This window comes from Pseudarthrobacter sp. MOO14 (assembly GCF_058267675.1).
Window position 1 is genome coordinate 2,762,131 of sequence record NZ_CM177849.1, and the last position, 13,484, is coordinate 2,775,614.

General features: G+C 67.8%; 15 protein-coding genes. 8 read left to right on the forward strand and 7 right to left on the reverse strand.

Annotated elements, in window-relative coordinates:
• The first annotated feature begins 33 nt into the window (after positions 1 to 33).
• Positions 34 to 1,086, forward strand: coding sequence for a LacI family DNA-binding transcriptional regulator (locus AC4EEV_RS12915; protein WP_491329129.1), 1,053 nt, complete (start codon positions 34 to 36; stop codon positions 1,084 to 1,086).
• 33 nt (positions 1,087 to 1,119) lie between these two features.
• Here the strand turns inward: AC4EEV_RS12915 and AC4EEV_RS12920 are convergent, their stop codons facing one another.
• The 5 genes from AC4EEV_RS12920 to AC4EEV_RS12940 form a co-directional block, all read right to left on the reverse strand.
• The gene (locus AC4EEV_RS12920) at positions 1,120 to 1,569 is read right to left on the reverse strand and encodes a transferase (RefSeq protein ID WP_109044022.1); all 450 of its coding nucleotides are present in this window, start codon (positions 1,567 to 1,569) and stop codon (positions 1,120 to 1,122) included.
• 112 nt (positions 1,570 to 1,681) lie between these two features.
• Positions 1,682 to 2,341, reverse strand: a complete 660-nt coding sequence (locus AC4EEV_RS12925; protein WP_109044021.1) for a GntR family transcriptional regulator — start codon at positions 2,339 to 2,341, stop codon at positions 1,682 to 1,684.
• Positions 2,342 to 2,462: 121 nt separating this feature from the next.
• Complete coding sequence (locus AC4EEV_RS12930) at positions 2,463 to 3,473, reverse strand: transketolase family protein (RefSeq protein WP_491329130.1); 1,011 nt, start codon at positions 3,471 to 3,473, stop codon at positions 2,463 to 2,465.
• Positions 3,470 to 4,381 (reverse strand): transketolase, encoded by a 912-nt coding sequence (locus AC4EEV_RS12935; RefSeq protein ID WP_018763231.1) that lies wholly within the window; start codon positions 4,379 to 4,381, stop codon positions 3,470 to 3,472. Before AC4EEV_RS12935 ends, AC4EEV_RS12930 begins: the two co-directional genes overlap by 4 nt.
• 36 nt (positions 4,382 to 4,417) lie before the next feature.
• Positions 4,418 to 5,755, reverse strand: coding sequence for an MFS transporter (locus AC4EEV_RS12940; protein ID WP_018763232.1), 1,338 nt, complete (start codon positions 5,753 to 5,755; stop codon positions 4,418 to 4,420).
• 187 nt (positions 5,756 to 5,942) lie between these two features.
• Here AC4EEV_RS12940 and AC4EEV_RS12945 point away from each other — a divergent pair, with 187 nt between their 5' ends.
• The 5 genes from AC4EEV_RS12945 (at position 5,943) to AC4EEV_RS12965 (ending at position 10,382) form a co-directional block, all read left to right on the forward strand.
• Positions 5,943 to 6,767 carry a sugar phosphate isomerase/epimerase family protein gene (locus AC4EEV_RS12945; RefSeq protein ID WP_018763233.1) on the forward strand — a complete coding sequence of 275 codons (825 nt, stop codon included), beginning with the start codon at positions 5,943 to 5,945 and terminating at the stop codon, positions 6,765 to 6,767.
• A gap of 27 nt (positions 6,768 to 6,794) precedes the next feature.
• The gene (locus AC4EEV_RS12950; protein WP_133831270.1) at positions 6,795 to 7,568 is read left to right on the forward strand and encodes an SDR family NAD(P)-dependent oxidoreductase; all 774 of its coding nucleotides are present in this window, start codon (positions 6,795 to 6,797) and stop codon (positions 7,566 to 7,568) included.
• Between the two features lie 35 nt (positions 7,569 to 7,603).
• The gene (locus tag AC4EEV_RS12955) at positions 7,604 to 9,373 is read left to right on the forward strand and encodes a dihydroxyacetone kinase family protein (protein WP_491329131.1); all 1,770 of its coding nucleotides are present in this window, start codon (positions 7,604 to 7,606) and stop codon (positions 9,371 to 9,373) included.
• Positions 9,370 to 9,861, forward strand: a complete 492-nt coding sequence (locus AC4EEV_RS12960; protein WP_018763236.1) for an RpiB/LacA/LacB family sugar-phosphate isomerase — start codon at positions 9,370 to 9,372, stop codon at positions 9,859 to 9,861. Before AC4EEV_RS12955 ends, AC4EEV_RS12960 begins: the two co-directional genes overlap by 4 nt.
• Positions 9,862 to 9,941: 80 nt before the next feature.
• The gene (locus tag AC4EEV_RS12965) at positions 9,942 to 10,382 is read left to right on the forward strand and encodes an SRPBCC family protein (protein WP_285318668.1); all 441 of its coding nucleotides are present in this window, start codon (positions 9,942 to 9,944) and stop codon (positions 10,380 to 10,382) included.
• Here the strand turns inward: AC4EEV_RS12965 and AC4EEV_RS12970 are convergent.
• On the reverse strand, positions 10,360 to 11,907 hold the full coding sequence (locus tag AC4EEV_RS12970) for a carboxylesterase/lipase family protein (protein WP_491329132.1): 1,548 nt from the start codon (positions 11,905 to 11,907) through the stop codon (positions 10,360 to 10,362). The two genes, AC4EEV_RS12965 and AC4EEV_RS12970, sit on opposite strands and share 23 nt — an antisense overlap.
• A gap of 51 nt (positions 11,908 to 11,958) precedes the next feature.
• Positions 11,959 to 12,255: a hypothetical protein gene (locus tag AC4EEV_RS12975; RefSeq protein ID WP_018763239.1), complete on the reverse strand. Its 297-nt coding sequence runs from the start codon at positions 12,253 to 12,255 to the stop codon at positions 11,959 to 11,961.
• 104 nt (positions 12,256 to 12,359) lie between these two features.
• Here AC4EEV_RS12975 and AC4EEV_RS12980 point away from each other — a divergent pair, with 104 nt between their 5' ends.
• Both AC4EEV_RS12980 and AC4EEV_RS12985 read left to right on the forward strand, forming a co-directional pair.
• Positions 12,360 to 13,082, forward strand: a complete 723-nt coding sequence (locus AC4EEV_RS12980; protein WP_491329133.1) for an AAA family ATPase — start codon at positions 12,360 to 12,362, stop codon at positions 13,080 to 13,082.
• 92 nt (positions 13,083 to 13,174) lie between these two features.
• Entirely contained in the window at positions 13,175 to 13,459 is a 285-nt protein-coding gene (locus tag AC4EEV_RS12985) for a hypothetical protein (RefSeq protein WP_133831263.1), read from the forward strand.
• Positions 13,460 to 13,484 lie beyond the last annotated feature (25 nt).

A 13,484-nucleotide genomic window follows, 5' to 3' on the forward strand; every position in this document is an offset into this window, starting at 1 on the left:
CCCACGCACCCTCGGCGTCGTATTGTCGGTGGAATGAACGCAAACTCCAGCCGCCCGGGCACGCCAGGAGCAGGGCGGCCCAGTCCCACGCTGGAGGACCTGGCGTCGGCCGCCGGGGTATCCCGTTCCACCGCATCCCGCGCAATCAACGGCGGGTCCAAGGTGAGTGCGAAGGCCCAGGCCGCCGTCGATGCCGCAATCGTGGCGTTGGGCTACACACCGAACCGCGCTGCACGGAGCTTGGTCACCCGGCGCGCCGGTTCGGTGGCGCTGGTCATCCCTGAACCTGACGCCCGGGTCATGATGGACCCCTACTTCGCTGCCGTGATCACGGGCGTCAATGAAGCACTGCGCGGCACCGACCTGCAGTTGGTGCTCCTGATGTCCCGGGCCGGGGACGACTCCGCCCGGACCCTCCGCTACCTGCGCGGCGGGCACGTGGACGGTGCCATCGTGGTGTCCCACCACCGCGCCGATGACTGGGTGGAGACCTTGGGTGCCACGGGGCTGCCCACCGTCTTCATCGGCAGGCCCTGGGACACGGGAGCGGGAATCCCCTACGTGGACCTGGACAACTTCGAGGGCGGCCGGCTGGCAGCCCGGCACCTGGCATCCTTGGGCCGCACCACGCTGGCAAGTGTTGCCGGCCCCACCGACATGACGGCCGCCGTCGACCGCCTTGACGGTTGGCTCCAGGGACTCAAGGACGCGGGCCTGCAGCCCGGGCCCGTCATCCACGGGGACTTTACGACGACGGGTGGCGCCGCCGCGGCCGGGCGCCTGCTGGCCCAAGCGCCCGGAGTGGACGGGATTTTCGCCGCCTCCGACCTCATGGCCCTCGGCGTCGTGGATGCCCTTCGGGGCACGGGCCGGCGGGTACCGGAGGATGTGGCAGTGGTGGGCTTCGACAACCACGCCATCCAGGCATCAAACGGCTTGGGACTCACTACCGTGGCGCACCCCATGGTGGACATGGCTTCTGCGGCAGGACAACTCCTGGTCAGCGCGATCGGATCCCCCGGGGAGCACATGGACCCGGTGGTCTATCCGGCGGAACTGGTGGTGCGCGCCAGTACGGTTCCCTGACCGCCCCGGCGCGCCTCCCAGCAAAGGCCGGAGCTACGCCGCGAGCTTTCCCTTGGCTTTGCGGTGCGGCCGGTGCGCGGTGGCGGCCAAGCGCGAGTGCGCCCCGGCGAGGACTTCGCTGCCATCGGGTACGGTGCTGTCCGTGACCAGGTGGGCGCCGTGCTCCACCAGGACGCCGGAGCCGATCCTGGAATGGCTGCCAATATGGACCCGGTTGCCAATGACTGTGCCACGACCGATGCGCACACCGTCGCCGATCACCGTCCGGTCACCGATCCTTGCGTCACGGTCAATCCAGCTGCCGTGCCCGATCCTGCAGCCCGCACCCACCTGCGCACCGTGCTCCACGTAGGTCATGGGGCCGATCCGTGCGCTCTCGGCCACCTTCGCTCCTGGAGCGATGAGGCCGCCGCCGTTGTCGTGGCGGGCATACCGGGTGATCTTCCCGGCGTCGTCCTCAACTGACACAAACTTTGCGGTCATACCGTCCCTCGTTAACGCTGCGGCACTCTACCGCACAGTAGGTTAACGGCCGGGAGCTTTCGAGGATTCCCAAACGGGCCCAGACGGCGCGGTTTTTGGTGCCGCCGACGGGCTATGCCACCAGGTTGGCGGCCGCGGTGTCCATGTGTTCCAGGATGGTCTTCCGGGCCAGCGCGGCGTCGCCGGTATCAATGGCGGCGACGATGTCCTTGTGCCGGTCCACGCTCATGTTGCGGACGCCTTTTTCCAGGCCGGCGAACATGATGGACATCCGGATGGAGCCCTCCAGGGACTCCCAGGAGTGGAGGAGCGTTTCGTTGCCGGTGAGCCGGCACAGCGTGCGGTGGAATTCAAGGTCGGATTCGATCCGTTCCTCCAGGGTGCCGCTGGCTGCGGCATCCATGGCGTCAATGGCCTTGTGCAGCGAGTCGGTGACCTGTTGCCGGTCGGGCAGTTCGCACAGGGTCCGGGCCGCGAGGGACTCCAAGGCGGCGCGGACGGAGTAGATGTCCCGGATTTCCTTTTCGTCCAGGTGGCGGACGGACAGCCTGCCGCGGGGCCCAGCGGAGAGCAGGCCCTCCTGTTCAAGCTGGCGGAGGGCTTCGCGCAGGGTGCCGCGGCTTATCTGCAGCATCTCGGACAGTTCGGTTTCCACCAAGTGGCGCCCGGGTTCCAGCTCTCCGCTGGTGATGGCGGTCCGCAGCGCCGAGAGCGCCTGCTCGCGGAGGCTCTTCTTTTCCAGTCCCAACAACGGGGCGGTCAGTCCGGCCATGGCTTCTGTCCTCAATGTCATAAGTCGACTGTCTACAGTCGGGAGTAGTTTCGATAGTACGGCAGAATGCACGGCACCGGCTTGGGGCCGGTGCCGTGCATTTTCATGGGGTGGCTTGCCTTTAGCCGAGTTCGGCCAGGACCTTGGCGACGATGCGGTCCGTGGCCAGGCCGTAGCGGTCGTGCAGGGTGGGCAGGGCGCCGGCATCGAGGAATTGGTCCGGTAGTGCCACGGGCACCACGCGCTTGCCCAGGCCCGCGGTGACCACGGCGGAGGCGACGGTTTCGAACAGTCCACCCACCACGGAATGGTTTTCCAGCGTGACGACGAGGCGGCCGGTATTGATCTCCGCGAGGACGGTTTCGGCGTCGAACGGTTTGATGGTGGGGGTGTGTACGACGGCGACGTCCACATTGTGGGCCGCCAGCGCCTTGGCTGCCTGGAGGGCGCGCATGGTCATCAGGCCGGAGGAGATGAACACGACGTCGTTGCCGCCACGCAGCACCTTGGCCTTGCCCAGCTCGAAGGTGTAGCCGTACTCGTCAAGGACGGTGGGCACGTTGCCGCGCAGCAGTCGCAGGTACGTGGGGCCTTCCGACGCTGCCAGCTGCGGCACCGCCTGCTCGATGTCCACCGAATCGCAGGGGTCCACGATGGTCAGGTTGGGCATGCCGCGGAAGATCGCCATGTCCTCGGTTGCCTGGTGGCTGGGCCCGTACCCGGTGGTGAGGCCGGGCAGGCCGCCCACGATGTTGACGTTCAGGTTTGGTTCTGCAGCGTCCAGGCACAGGAAGTCGTAGGCGCGGCGGGCCGCGAACACCGAATAGGTGGACGCGAACGGGACCAGCCCGGTTTCGGCCAGGCCGGCCGCGGCGCCGAAGAGCAACTGCTCTGCCATGCCCATCTGGAAGAACCGTTCCGGGAAGGCCTGGGCGAAGATGTGCATGTCCGTGTATTTGCCCAGGTCCGCGGTCAGGCCCACGATCCTGTCGTTCTCCTGCGCGGCCTTGACCAGGGCGTGACCGAACGGCGCGGAGGACGTCTTCTGGCCGGGGTCCGCGAAGGAGGCGATCATCGCCGAGGTCTTCAGCTTGGGCTTGGCGGGCGTGGCCGTCGTCGTGGTGGTGCTCATGCTGAAGCCTTTCCTTCATATCCGGCGGTGAGCTGCTCGCGGCAGACCTGCCATTCGTGTTCTTCGATGCGCATGAAGTGCGCTTTTTCGCGCTCCTCCAGCAGGGGAACGCCGCGGCCCACCTTGGTGTCGCACAGGATCACGGAGGGACGCCCGACGGCGGCGGCCTGGGCGGCTGCGTTGTCGAAGGCCGCGAGCAGCGCGCCGACGTCGTTCCCGTCCACGCGCTGGGTGTACCAGCCGAACGATTCCCACTTTTCGGTGACCGGCTCGGTGCGGAGCACGGTGTCGGTCTTGCCGTCGGCCTGCAGGGCATTGATGTCCACCATGGCGGTGAGGTTGCCCAGCTGGTGGTGGTGCGCGCCCATGGCGGCCTCCCAGGTGGAGCCCTCATCCAGTTCGCCGTCGGAGAGGAAGTTGAACACCCGGGCGTTGGAGCCCTGGTAGCGGAGGCCCAGGGCCATGCCGACGGCGATGGTCAGCCCGTGGCCCAGGGAGCCGCCGGAGATTTCCATGCCGGGGGTGTAGGTGGACATCCCGGACATCGGCAGCCGCGAGTCATCCGAACCATAGGTTTCCAGCTCCTGGACCGGGACGATGCCGGCCTCGGCGAGCGCGGCGTAGTGGCCGATCGCGTAGTGGCCGGTGGAAAGCAGGAACCGGTCGCGGGCCTCCCAGTGCGGGTCCTCCGCCCTGAACCGCAGCTGGTCCCCGTAGACGGTGGCCAGCATGTCCGCGGCGCCCAGGGCCTGCCCCACGTAGCCCTGGCCCTGGACTTCGCCCATGTTCAGGGCGTGGTGCCGGATGCGGTACGCGGCGGCGCTGATCTTGTCCACCCGCTCCGGGGTCACCCCAGCCTGATATGTCTGTCCCTGCGGGGCGGCGTCCTGGACGGTTTCTGTAGGCATTGCGTGCTCCGTGATTCTCTGGTGCGTGGTGGTCATTCAGGCGTTGACCGTGTTGGGGGTGCTTTTGGTGGCTTCGTCTGCGAGCTGCCGTTCCCGCTTGCCCCAGGTTTCCCGGGTGGCGATCGCGGCCCAGAGGCCGATCAGGGCGTAGGCGCCGAAGAGCAGCGCCGGGCCCATCCAGCCGAAGCTGACGAACAGCAAGGTGGTGATGAACGGTGTGAAGCCGGACACCATGGCGGAGATCTGGTAGGCCAGGCTGGCGCCGGAGGCGCGGGTCTTGGCCTGGAAGAGCTCGGGGAACCAGGCGCCCTGGGCACCGGCCAGGGAGTTCTGGCAGACCGCGTAGGAGATCACGATGGTGAGGATGATGGCGATGAACAGGCCGGTGTTGACCAGCAGGAACATGGGGATCGCGAACAGTGCGGCGAAGGCCGTGGACCAGACATAGAGGGGACGGCGGCCGATGCGGTCCGTCAGTGCTGCCCAGGCCTGGGTGGCGAAGATGCCGATGGCGGAGGCGATGCAGAGGGCGACGAGGGTTTGGGTCTTGTCCGCCAAGTGCTGGCTGTTGAGGTAGGAAATCATGTAGGTGATGGATACGGCGTAACCGGCGGTCTCGGCGATGCGCAGGCCGATGCCCTTGACGATGTTGCGCCAGTCCGTCTTGAGGACCTCGACGATGGGTGCCTTGACGATGGTGCCGCTGTCCTTGACCTCGTCGAAAACGGGGGACTCGGGAACCTTGGACCGGATGACCAGGCCGACGGCGACCAGCACGATGCTGGCCAGGAACGGGATGCGCCAGGCAAGTTCACCGCCGAGGCCGGCGCTTGCGAGGAACGTCAGGTTGGCCAGCAGCAGGCCCACCGGGAAGCCGGCCTGGACGATGCCGGTGTACTTGCCCTTGGTCTTCCACGGCGCATGCTCGTAGCTCATCAGGATGGCGCCGCCCCACTCCGCGCCGAAGGCCAGGCCCTGGACGATGCGGACGAAGACCAGCAGTGCCGGAGCCAACAGGCCGACGGCGGCGTAGGTGGGGAGCAGGCCGATGGCGAAGGTGGCCAGGCCCATCAGGATCAGCGAGGAGACCAGGACGGGCTTGCGGCCCACCTTGTCGCCCAGGTGCCCGCCGATGATGCCGCCCAGCGGACGGGCCGCAAAGCCGACGCCCAAGGTGGCGAAGGAGGCGAGGGTCCCCGTGACGGGATCGCTGCCGGGGAAGAAGGCGGTGCCGAAATACAGTGCGGCAGCGGTGCCGAAGCCGATGAAGTCATACGTCTCGATGACGGCCCCCACGCCGGATCCGATGGCAACTCGGCGGGCGTCCTTGGTGCCGTGGACCGGGCCGCGCATGGTCAGAGCATCTTTGCTCATGGTGGTTCCCTTTCGAAAAGCGGCTGTGGAAGGTCCGCCGCTGTCGACTGTTAACAAATTGGTACGACCCAGTGTGACGCACCTCATCTTCACTGTCAACAGTCGACTTTCAGAGTTGACTGTTGACAGTTAACGCCAGTACTGTGGTGCCCATCACTACCGCTCGGCACGATTCAAAGGATCAATGATGTTCCATTCCAGACTTGGGTGCTCATCCATCAGCTTCCGGCACCAGGACCTGGGCACTGCCCTGGGCACCATGAAGGGTCTGGGATTCGAAGAGATCGATCTGGGCGCCCTGCCCGGGGTCTGCGACCACGTCCCCTACGAACTTGACGAGGCCGCCGTGGCGGCGGTGTCGCAGGAAGTCATCGCTTCCGGTCTGCGGGTCCGCTCAGTGAACGGCGACATAGGGGACTTGAACGCAGTCCTCGACTCCAATGGACAGGACGCCAGGCGGCGCCACCTGGACGCCCTGCTCACCCTCACTGCCAACATCGGGGCCAACGCCCTGGTGCTGCCCTGCGGCGCCCTCGATCACAACCCGGTCCGGAGCGTCGAGGAAGACCTGGACCTCATTGCCGGGCAGCTCGCGGCTGCGGCCCGGCGCGCTGCAGGGTTCGGCGTCGAACTCTGGACCGAGTCCCTGCACTTCCTGCGGTTCTGCTGGAACCTGGAACGTGCGGGACTGCTGGCCGAACGGCTGGCCGGATCCGGCGTCGGAATCGTCATGGACTTCAGCCACATCACCGCCGCCGGCGAGGACATCCAGGACTATCTGGACGTTCATGCGGGACGCATCAGCCACGTCCACCTGCGCGACGCCGTGCCCGGGAACATCAACCTCAGCATCGGCAACGGTAACGCCGACTTCGCCGGGGGCCTGAAGCGTCTCGCGGCCGACGGCTACGCCGGCCACTTCTCGCTCGAACTGGAAACCCGGGACGTCACCCATGACGAACGCCCGGCCGCCGCCGCCAAGGCTGCAAGCTTCATCACCGACCTCATCTGACCTGCACACACCCCAAGGAGCACCACCATGACCGCCATCCAGCGCACCGCCGTCCTCACCGGAGCAACTTCGGACCGGGGCATCGGCATCACCAGCGCCCGCCGTTACGCTCGTGAGGGCTGGGGCATCGCCATCCTGGACCTGGACGGCGAGAAGTCCGCCAAGGTCGCAGCCGAAATCGGCAACGAATTCAATGTCCCCGCGTTCGGCCACGAGATCGACGTCGCCAACGAAGCCTCCGTCACCGCCGCCCAGGCCGCCGTCGCCGCCGAAGTGGCAGCCGGCAACCTCCCGCCCGTCGGCGCCCTGGCCAACATCGCCGGCATCACCTCCCCGGTGCCATTCCTGGAAACCACCCTCGAGCTGTGGCACAAGGTCATGGACGTCAACGCCACCGGCACCTACCTGGTGACCAAGGCCTTCCTGCCCGCCATGATCGACAACGGCTGGGGCCGGATCGTCAACATGTCCTCCGTCTCCGCCCAGCGCGGCGGCGGCGTCTTCGGCAAGGTTCCCTACTCCGCTGCCAAGGCCGCCATCCTGGGCTTCACCAAGGCCCTGGCCCGTGAACTCGGCACCACCGGCGTCACCGTCAATGCCATCACCCCGGGTGCGGTGGACACCAACATCCGCGTGGGCAGCACCGAGGAACAGGAAGCAGCCATCAACGCCGGCATCCCGCTGGGCCGCAACGCCACCACCGAAGAAGTGGCCTCCGTGATCACCTTCCTGTCCTCCGAGGACTCCGCCTACCTCACCGGCACCACCATCGACATCAACGGCGGCAGCCACATCCACTAGCAGCCGGCCCCGGCGCCAGCCAGTAAGCTCCCTCCATGACAAAGATCTTCAACGACCCTTCCGACTTCGCCGAAGAAGCCCTCGCCGGGTTCTGCGACGTCCACTCGGACCTGGTCCGGCAGGTTCCCGGCGGTGCCGTCCGCCGCTTCCGGCCGGCACAGCCCAAGGTGGCAGTCCTGGCCGGCGGCGGCTCGGGCCACTACCCGGCCTTCGCCGGGCTGATCGGTGCCGGCTTCGCCGATGGCGCGGTGGTGGGCAACATCTTCACCTCGCCGTCGGCGCAGCAGGCCTACTCGGTGGCCAAGGCCGCCGAGTCCGGTGCCGGCGTCGTCTTCACCTACGGCAACTACGCCGGCGACGTGATGAACTTCGGCATGGCCAGCGAGCGCCTGGCCGCCGAGGGTATCGCCGTGGAGAACGTCCTGGTCACTGACGACATCGCCAGCGCCCCGCCGTCGGAATCAGCGAAACGCCGCGGCATCGCCGGTGACTTCACGGTGTTCAAGGTCATGGGCGCCGCCGCCGAGAACGGCGCGGACCTCGCCGAGGTGGTCCGCCTGGGCCGCAAGGCCAACGACCTGACGCGGACCATCGGCAGCGCGTTTGCCGGCTGCACCTTCCCGGGCGCCGAATCGCCCCTGTTCACCCTGCCCGAAGGGCAGATGGGCCTGGGCCTGGGCATCCACGGCGAACCCGGCCTGCACGACACCGACCTGCCCTCGGCCAAGGACCTCGGGCAGGAACTGGTGTCCCGGGTGCTCGCCGAAACGCCACCGCACGCCGGCAGCCGCATCGCCGTCATCCTCAACGGCCTCGGCTCCACCAAGCATGAGGAGCTGTTCGTCCTCTGGGGGACCGTGGCGCCGCGGCTGCGTGCCGCCGGCTACACGCTGGTGATGCCCGAGGTGGGCGAGCTGGTGACCAGCCTGGACATGGCCGGCGTCTCGCTCACCATCACCTGGCTTGATGAGGAACTGGAACCCCTGTGGGCTGCCCCTGCGGAGACGCCTGCCTACCGCCGCGGCAACGCTGCCCTGGAGGCCGGGGCCCGGGGCGTCGAGGAAACGGCCGACGGCGGCGCGGCCGCTGCGGCGTTCGTCGCCACGGACGCCTCCCGCGAGTACGCCGCCGCCTGCGTAGCGGCCATTGATGCCGCCCGTTCGTCCCTGCACGACGCCGAAGAGCGGCTGGGCCGCATGGATGCGATTGCCGGCGACGGCGACCACGGCCGGGGCATGGTCCGCGGCGTCGACGCGGCCGCCGCAGCCGCCTCCGCCGCCCTGGGCCACGGCGCCGGTGCCGGTGATGTGCTGGCTGCCGCCGGGGACGCCTGGGCGGACAAGGCAGGGGGCACCTCCGGCGTCCTGTGGGGAGCGGCGCTGCGTGCCTTTGGCGAGACGCTGGGCAACTCCTCGGCCCCTGAACCGCGTGCGCTGGCAGCAGCCGTGACCGCATTCGCTGACCGGATCATCCAGTTGGGCAAGGCCGAAACAGGCGACAAGACCATGGTGGATGCCCTGCTGCCCTTCGCCTCCGCCTTTAGCCGCGCAGTGGCCGAGGGCGTGGAAACGGGCCGTGCATGGCAGGAAGCCGCGCAGGAATCCGCTGCTGCGGCGGAAGGCACCGCGGACCTCCTTCCCCTTAAGGGCCGGGCCCGGCCCCTTGCGGAAAAGAGCCTGGGCACGGCGGATCCCGGCGCCACATCGCTGGCCATGGTCTTCGCCGTCATGGGGCCGCACTTCACCGGCGCCGCCGGGTCCGAAGGCAGCACCGCCACCGTTGCGGCGGCGGCCGCTGAGTCATGACAACGGAAGGGAACACCATGGGGCTGCGGCTCATTGTCGGCGCGGATGAAGCGGGCGTGGACTACAAGGACATGGTCCTCGCGGACCTGCGGAACGATCCGCGCGTCAGCGAGGTCATCGACATCGGCGTCAACCGGAGCGACGCGCCGGATGACTTCGCCAAGCCCTACCCGTACGTGGGCATTGCCGCCGGCGAGATGATCCGGGACGGCGCCGCTGACCGGGCCATCCTGTTCTGCGGTACCGGAATCGGCGTCGCCATCGCCGCCAACAAAGTCGAAGGCATCCGCGCCACCGCCGCCCACGACTCCTTTTCCGTGGAGCGCTCCATCTTGTCGAACGACTGCCAAGTCCTCACCATGGGACAGCGGGTGGTGGGCATCGAACTCGCCCGCCGCCTCGCCAGGGAATGGATCGGCTACACGTTCGACCCGGCGTCGGCCTCGGCTGGCAAAGTGAAGGTGCTTACCGACTTCGAGTCCTGCTGACAGGCCGTGCCCCGGAGCTGGGCGGGGCCACGGCGCAGAATGGCCGCCGCTCCCCGCCCTGGTCCTCCTACACTGGGATGATGATCACAGTCACCGGAAGTGTGGAAACCAACCTGTCCGCGGAGAAGGCCTTTGCTTTCCTCAGCGAGTTCGAGAACACCAGCAAATGGGACCCCAACACCCCTGTCATGGACAAGATCACGCCGGGACCGGTGGCCGTGGGGCACAAGTACCACGCCGAATCCGAGTTTCGCGGCAAACGCCAGGCCCTGACCTACGAGGTCATCGAGCTCTCGGACAACCACATCAAGCTCCGGGGCGAGAACAAGACCGTCACCTCGTACGACTCCATCGACGTCCGGCCCAGCGGCACAGGTTCTGTGGTCACGTACACGGCCGAGTTCAGCATCAACGGGCCGGCCAAGATCATCCAGCCGCTGCTGAAACCGGCCTTCAACTCACTGCGGGACCCCGCCTTGAACGGCATCCGGGACACGCTTAACTCGCTGGCAGCGGGCTGACAGCCTCAAAAAACGCCCGGAGCGCACCGCGCGGGTCGGCCTCGAGGCGCGTCTCGTCGTCGAACACCATGGTGCTGCGTCCGTGCCCGTACTCGGGCCACGCCAGCTGGGCCGTGTCCGGTGACCCCGTCCGCGCAAAAGCTGCCCAGGCCCCGCTCATGGCGCCGCTGAGCCGGCGTGGTGCGCTGCCGCGGGTGAGGAAAGCCGCCGCCGGTGCGTCCAGGTGCCGGAAGACGAACGGGATTTCCAGGGCATGGCAGGCCCCGAGCTTGCCGCCCATGGCCGGGCTGCGCCATGTGAACAGGTAGGCGAAGCTCTTCCCGGCGGCGCCCGCCGCGTGCCGTGCCGCCAGGAGCCGGTTGCTGGGCTGCCGGTACAGGGAATCGGCAATGGCGGATTCCAGGAGTTCCTTGCCTGCCGGTTCACGCTGCAGCACCTCCTCCAGCGCGGCCGCGTATCCGCCGGCATGGGCGGCAGGAATCCCGGACGCGGCAAGGACGGCGGCGGCACGCTCCGGGTAGCCGGGGTCGGCCGGCGAGGGCGGGCGCATCTCCACCGCAAACGATCCCTCGTTGAGGTTGGTTCCGATCAGCAGGTCGACGCCGCTGTTCACCCCGTTCCGGACCGCGTCGAGCGGCGGCGCCGGCAATGACGGCGTCCCCACTGTCGGCTGGAAGGGGAGCGGGACTGCGTAGGACTGCGCGGCGAAACGCTTCTCAAGGCCTTTTTGCGCTGCCAGCAGCTGCTCCACCGGGAGGGTGAGGAGTTCCGCTGCAGACGAGGGGGCCAGGCCGCACAGGTCAAGGAATGCCGCGCTGATCCGCGCGGACTCTTCCGGTTGGCGGAAGCGCTCGGCCGTTCCGCTTTGCATGATGGCCCGGCGGAACAGCCCTTCCGACGCCGGCATCCCCAGCAGGGTGCCAATCGCCGCGGCTCCTGCCGACTCGCCAAAGATGGTCACGTTCCCCGGGTCGCCGCCGAAGGCGCCAATGTTGCGGCGGACCCAGCGAAGGGCCTCCAGCTGGTCCAGCAATGCAACGTTGGACGAGTCGACGTACCCGTCCCCCAGCAGGTCCGCCAGGTGCAGGAAGCCCAGCGCGCCGAGCCTGTAATTGATGGACACCACCACCGCGCCCGCCGCGGCGGCGAGCCTGGCGCCGTCGTACATGGCATCGCTGTTGGCGCCCAGCAGGTAAGCACCGCCGTGGATCCAAACCATCACCGGCAGCGCCTGGCCGCCGGTTTCCGGCACCCAGACGTTCAGGTTCAGGCAGCCGTCTTCGCTCCACCTCCGCGGCACGGCACCTGGAGGTGCCGGGGATTCGGGGTTTTGCGGTGCCGCCGGCCCGGCGGCGGTGCAGTCCAGCACCCCGTCCCACGACTCCAATGGCACGGGCGGACGGAAGCGGTTCACGCCCGACGGCGGCCCGGCGTACGGGATGCCAAGGAAGCGGTGGACGGTGGTCCCGTCAGTTCCGAGGGAGGTGCCGCGAAGGGAACCGCCGGGGGTGGAGAGGAGGGTCATGGTTGACAGGTTACGTCGCCGGGGAGGCCCACGGCTTCCCCGGGGGCCTGCCTAGCTTTGCAGGCCTCCCGACGGGGAGTCCTTTCCGGTGTGCACGAGGAGCAGGGCGGAACTGCTCAGTGGTGCCCGGAGCGGCAGCCCCCTGGCAGTGCAGTGCTCATTGACGGCCAACGACAGGGCGTCCCGTTCCTTCGCCGACAGGGTGGCTTCGCCGGCGCAGTACGCACGGATGAGCTGTTCCGAGGCGTCGCCGCCCAGCCCCACGAACTCAATCCACAGCTGCCAGATATCCAGCCGGTGCTCCTTGATGACGGCCCCCGTCAGGGCTTGCTGGTCCACGGCATCCATTGTCCCGTCCTAGCCTTCGGTACACCTGTTCCACTGGACTTCGGAGCGGGACCCGGGATGGATGGGTGAAGTGGAGAAGAATCTTTTCCTGTAAGAATGGGCCCATGCCCCTGCGCTCCTACCCGATCCGGCGGCTGGCAGAGGACCCCTCGAACGTCCTTGACCGCGGACGCTGGCCGGCCGTCCTGCCGCCAGTGGCCCAAGTCCTCGACCAGGGGCTCGACTTGGGCCCGGCCACCATCCTGGTGGGTGAGAACGGCTCGGGTAAATCCACGCTGGTGGAAGGCATCGCGCTCGCCTACGGGCTGTCCCCGGAGGGCGGTTCCACAGGCGCCAGGCACACCACCCGGCCTACCGAGTCCGTCCTCGGCGACCATTTGCAGCTGGTCCGGAACCCGGGCGCCACCCGGCGGGGCTACTTTCTCCGGGCCGAGACAATGCACGGGCTGTACACCTACCTGGAAAAGAATCCCAGCACGTTCACGCCGGACATCCCGTTCCATGACATGTCCCATGGCGAGTCCTTCCTGCAGTTGGCAGCCGACCGGTTCCGCGGAGCCGGACTCTGGGTCCTTGACGAACCGGAATCCGCACTGTCCTTTTCGGGCTGCCTGAGCCTCCTGTCCGTCCTGAAGGAACTGTTGGCCGGCGGCCAGTCCCAGGTGATCATGTCCACCCATTCGCCGCTGCTGGCCGCCTTGCCCGGCGCGACCATCCTGGAAGCGGGGCCTTGGGGTTTGCGGTCCCGGTCCTGGGCGGAGCTGGAGCTCGTGGCGAACTGGCAACGGTTCATGGACTCGCCCGAACGCTACCTCCGCCACCTCTAGCTGCCGGAGGACCTTCGCCCCTAGGCAGGAAAAGGCTCCAAGCGGTCAACTTGATTGTCCGGAACAGGCAGCAATATCAGGAGGCAGGGACCATGGGCGCGTGCGATGTCTGCGGCAGCAGCGAGGGCCGCATGTTCACCGTCAGTATGGGAAACCAGACCGGCACGTTCGACAGCTTTGAGTGTGCAATCCACATGATGGCTCCCGCCTGTGAGCACTGCGGCTGCCGGATCCTGGGCCATCCGGTGGAAAGCGAAGCAGGCATCTACTGCTGCCTCCACTGTGCCAAGGAAGCGGGAAATCCGCACCAGGCCCCCAAAGCCGAGCACTCCACCGTGGCCGTTCCGGCCCAGGGCGCCGCCGCCGGCCAGGGGTGACCCGGCTGGAAGCCTGGAACGGAAA

Bases quoted from the DNA above. Each gene is read 5' to 3' on its own strand.
- AC4EEV_RS12985 (WP_133831263.1), top strand. From the start codon at position 13,175: ATGGGCGCGTGCGATGTCTGCGGCAGCAGCGAGGGCCGCATGTTCACC.
- AC4EEV_RS12925 (WP_109044021.1), bottom strand. From the start codon at position 2,341: ATGGCCGGACTGACCGCCCCGTTGTTGGGACTGGAAAAGAAGAGCCTC.
- AC4EEV_RS12960 (WP_018763236.1), top strand. From the start codon at position 9,370: ATGACAACGGAAGGGAACACCATGGGGCTGCGGCTCATTGTCGGCGCG.
- AC4EEV_RS12940 (WP_018763232.1), bottom strand. From the start codon at position 5,755: ATGAGCAAAGATGCTCTGACCATGCGCGGCCCGGTCCACGGCACCAAG.
- AC4EEV_RS12920 (WP_109044022.1), bottom strand. From the start codon at position 1,569: ATGACCGCAAAGTTTGTGTCAGTTGAGGACGACGCCGGGAAGATCACC.
- AC4EEV_RS12980 (WP_491329133.1), top strand. From the start codon at position 12,360: ATGCCCCTGCGCTCCTACCCGATCCGGCGGCTGGCAGAGGACCCCTCG.
- AC4EEV_RS12930 (WP_491329130.1), bottom strand. From the start codon at position 3,473: ATGAGCACCACCACGACGACGGCCACGCCCGCCAAGCCCAAGCTGAAG.
- AC4EEV_RS12970 (WP_491329132.1), bottom strand. From the start codon at position 11,907: ATGACCCTCCTCTCCACCCCCGGCGGTTCCCTTCGCGGCACCTCCCTC.
- AC4EEV_RS12975 (WP_018763239.1), bottom strand. From the start codon at position 12,255: ATGGATGCCGTGGACCAGCAAGCCCTGACGGGGGCCGTCATCAAGGAG.
- AC4EEV_RS12965 (WP_285318668.1), top strand. From the start codon at position 9,942: ATGATCACAGTCACCGGAAGTGTGGAAACCAACCTGTCCGCGGAGAAG.
- AC4EEV_RS12950 (WP_133831270.1), top strand. From the start codon at position 6,795: ATGACCGCCATCCAGCGCACCGCCGTCCTCACCGGAGCAACTTCGGAC.
- AC4EEV_RS12915 (WP_491329129.1), top strand. From the start codon at position 34: ATGAACGCAAACTCCAGCCGCCCGGGCACGCCAGGAGCAGGGCGGCCC.
- AC4EEV_RS12945 (WP_018763233.1), top strand. From the start codon at position 5,943: ATGTTCCATTCCAGACTTGGGTGCTCATCCATCAGCTTCCGGCACCAG.
- AC4EEV_RS12955 (WP_491329131.1), top strand. From the start codon at position 7,604: ATGACAAAGATCTTCAACGACCCTTCCGACTTCGCCGAAGAAGCCCTC.
- AC4EEV_RS12935 (WP_018763231.1), bottom strand. From the start codon at position 4,381: ATGCCTACAGAAACCGTCCAGGACGCCGCCCCGCAGGGACAGACATAT.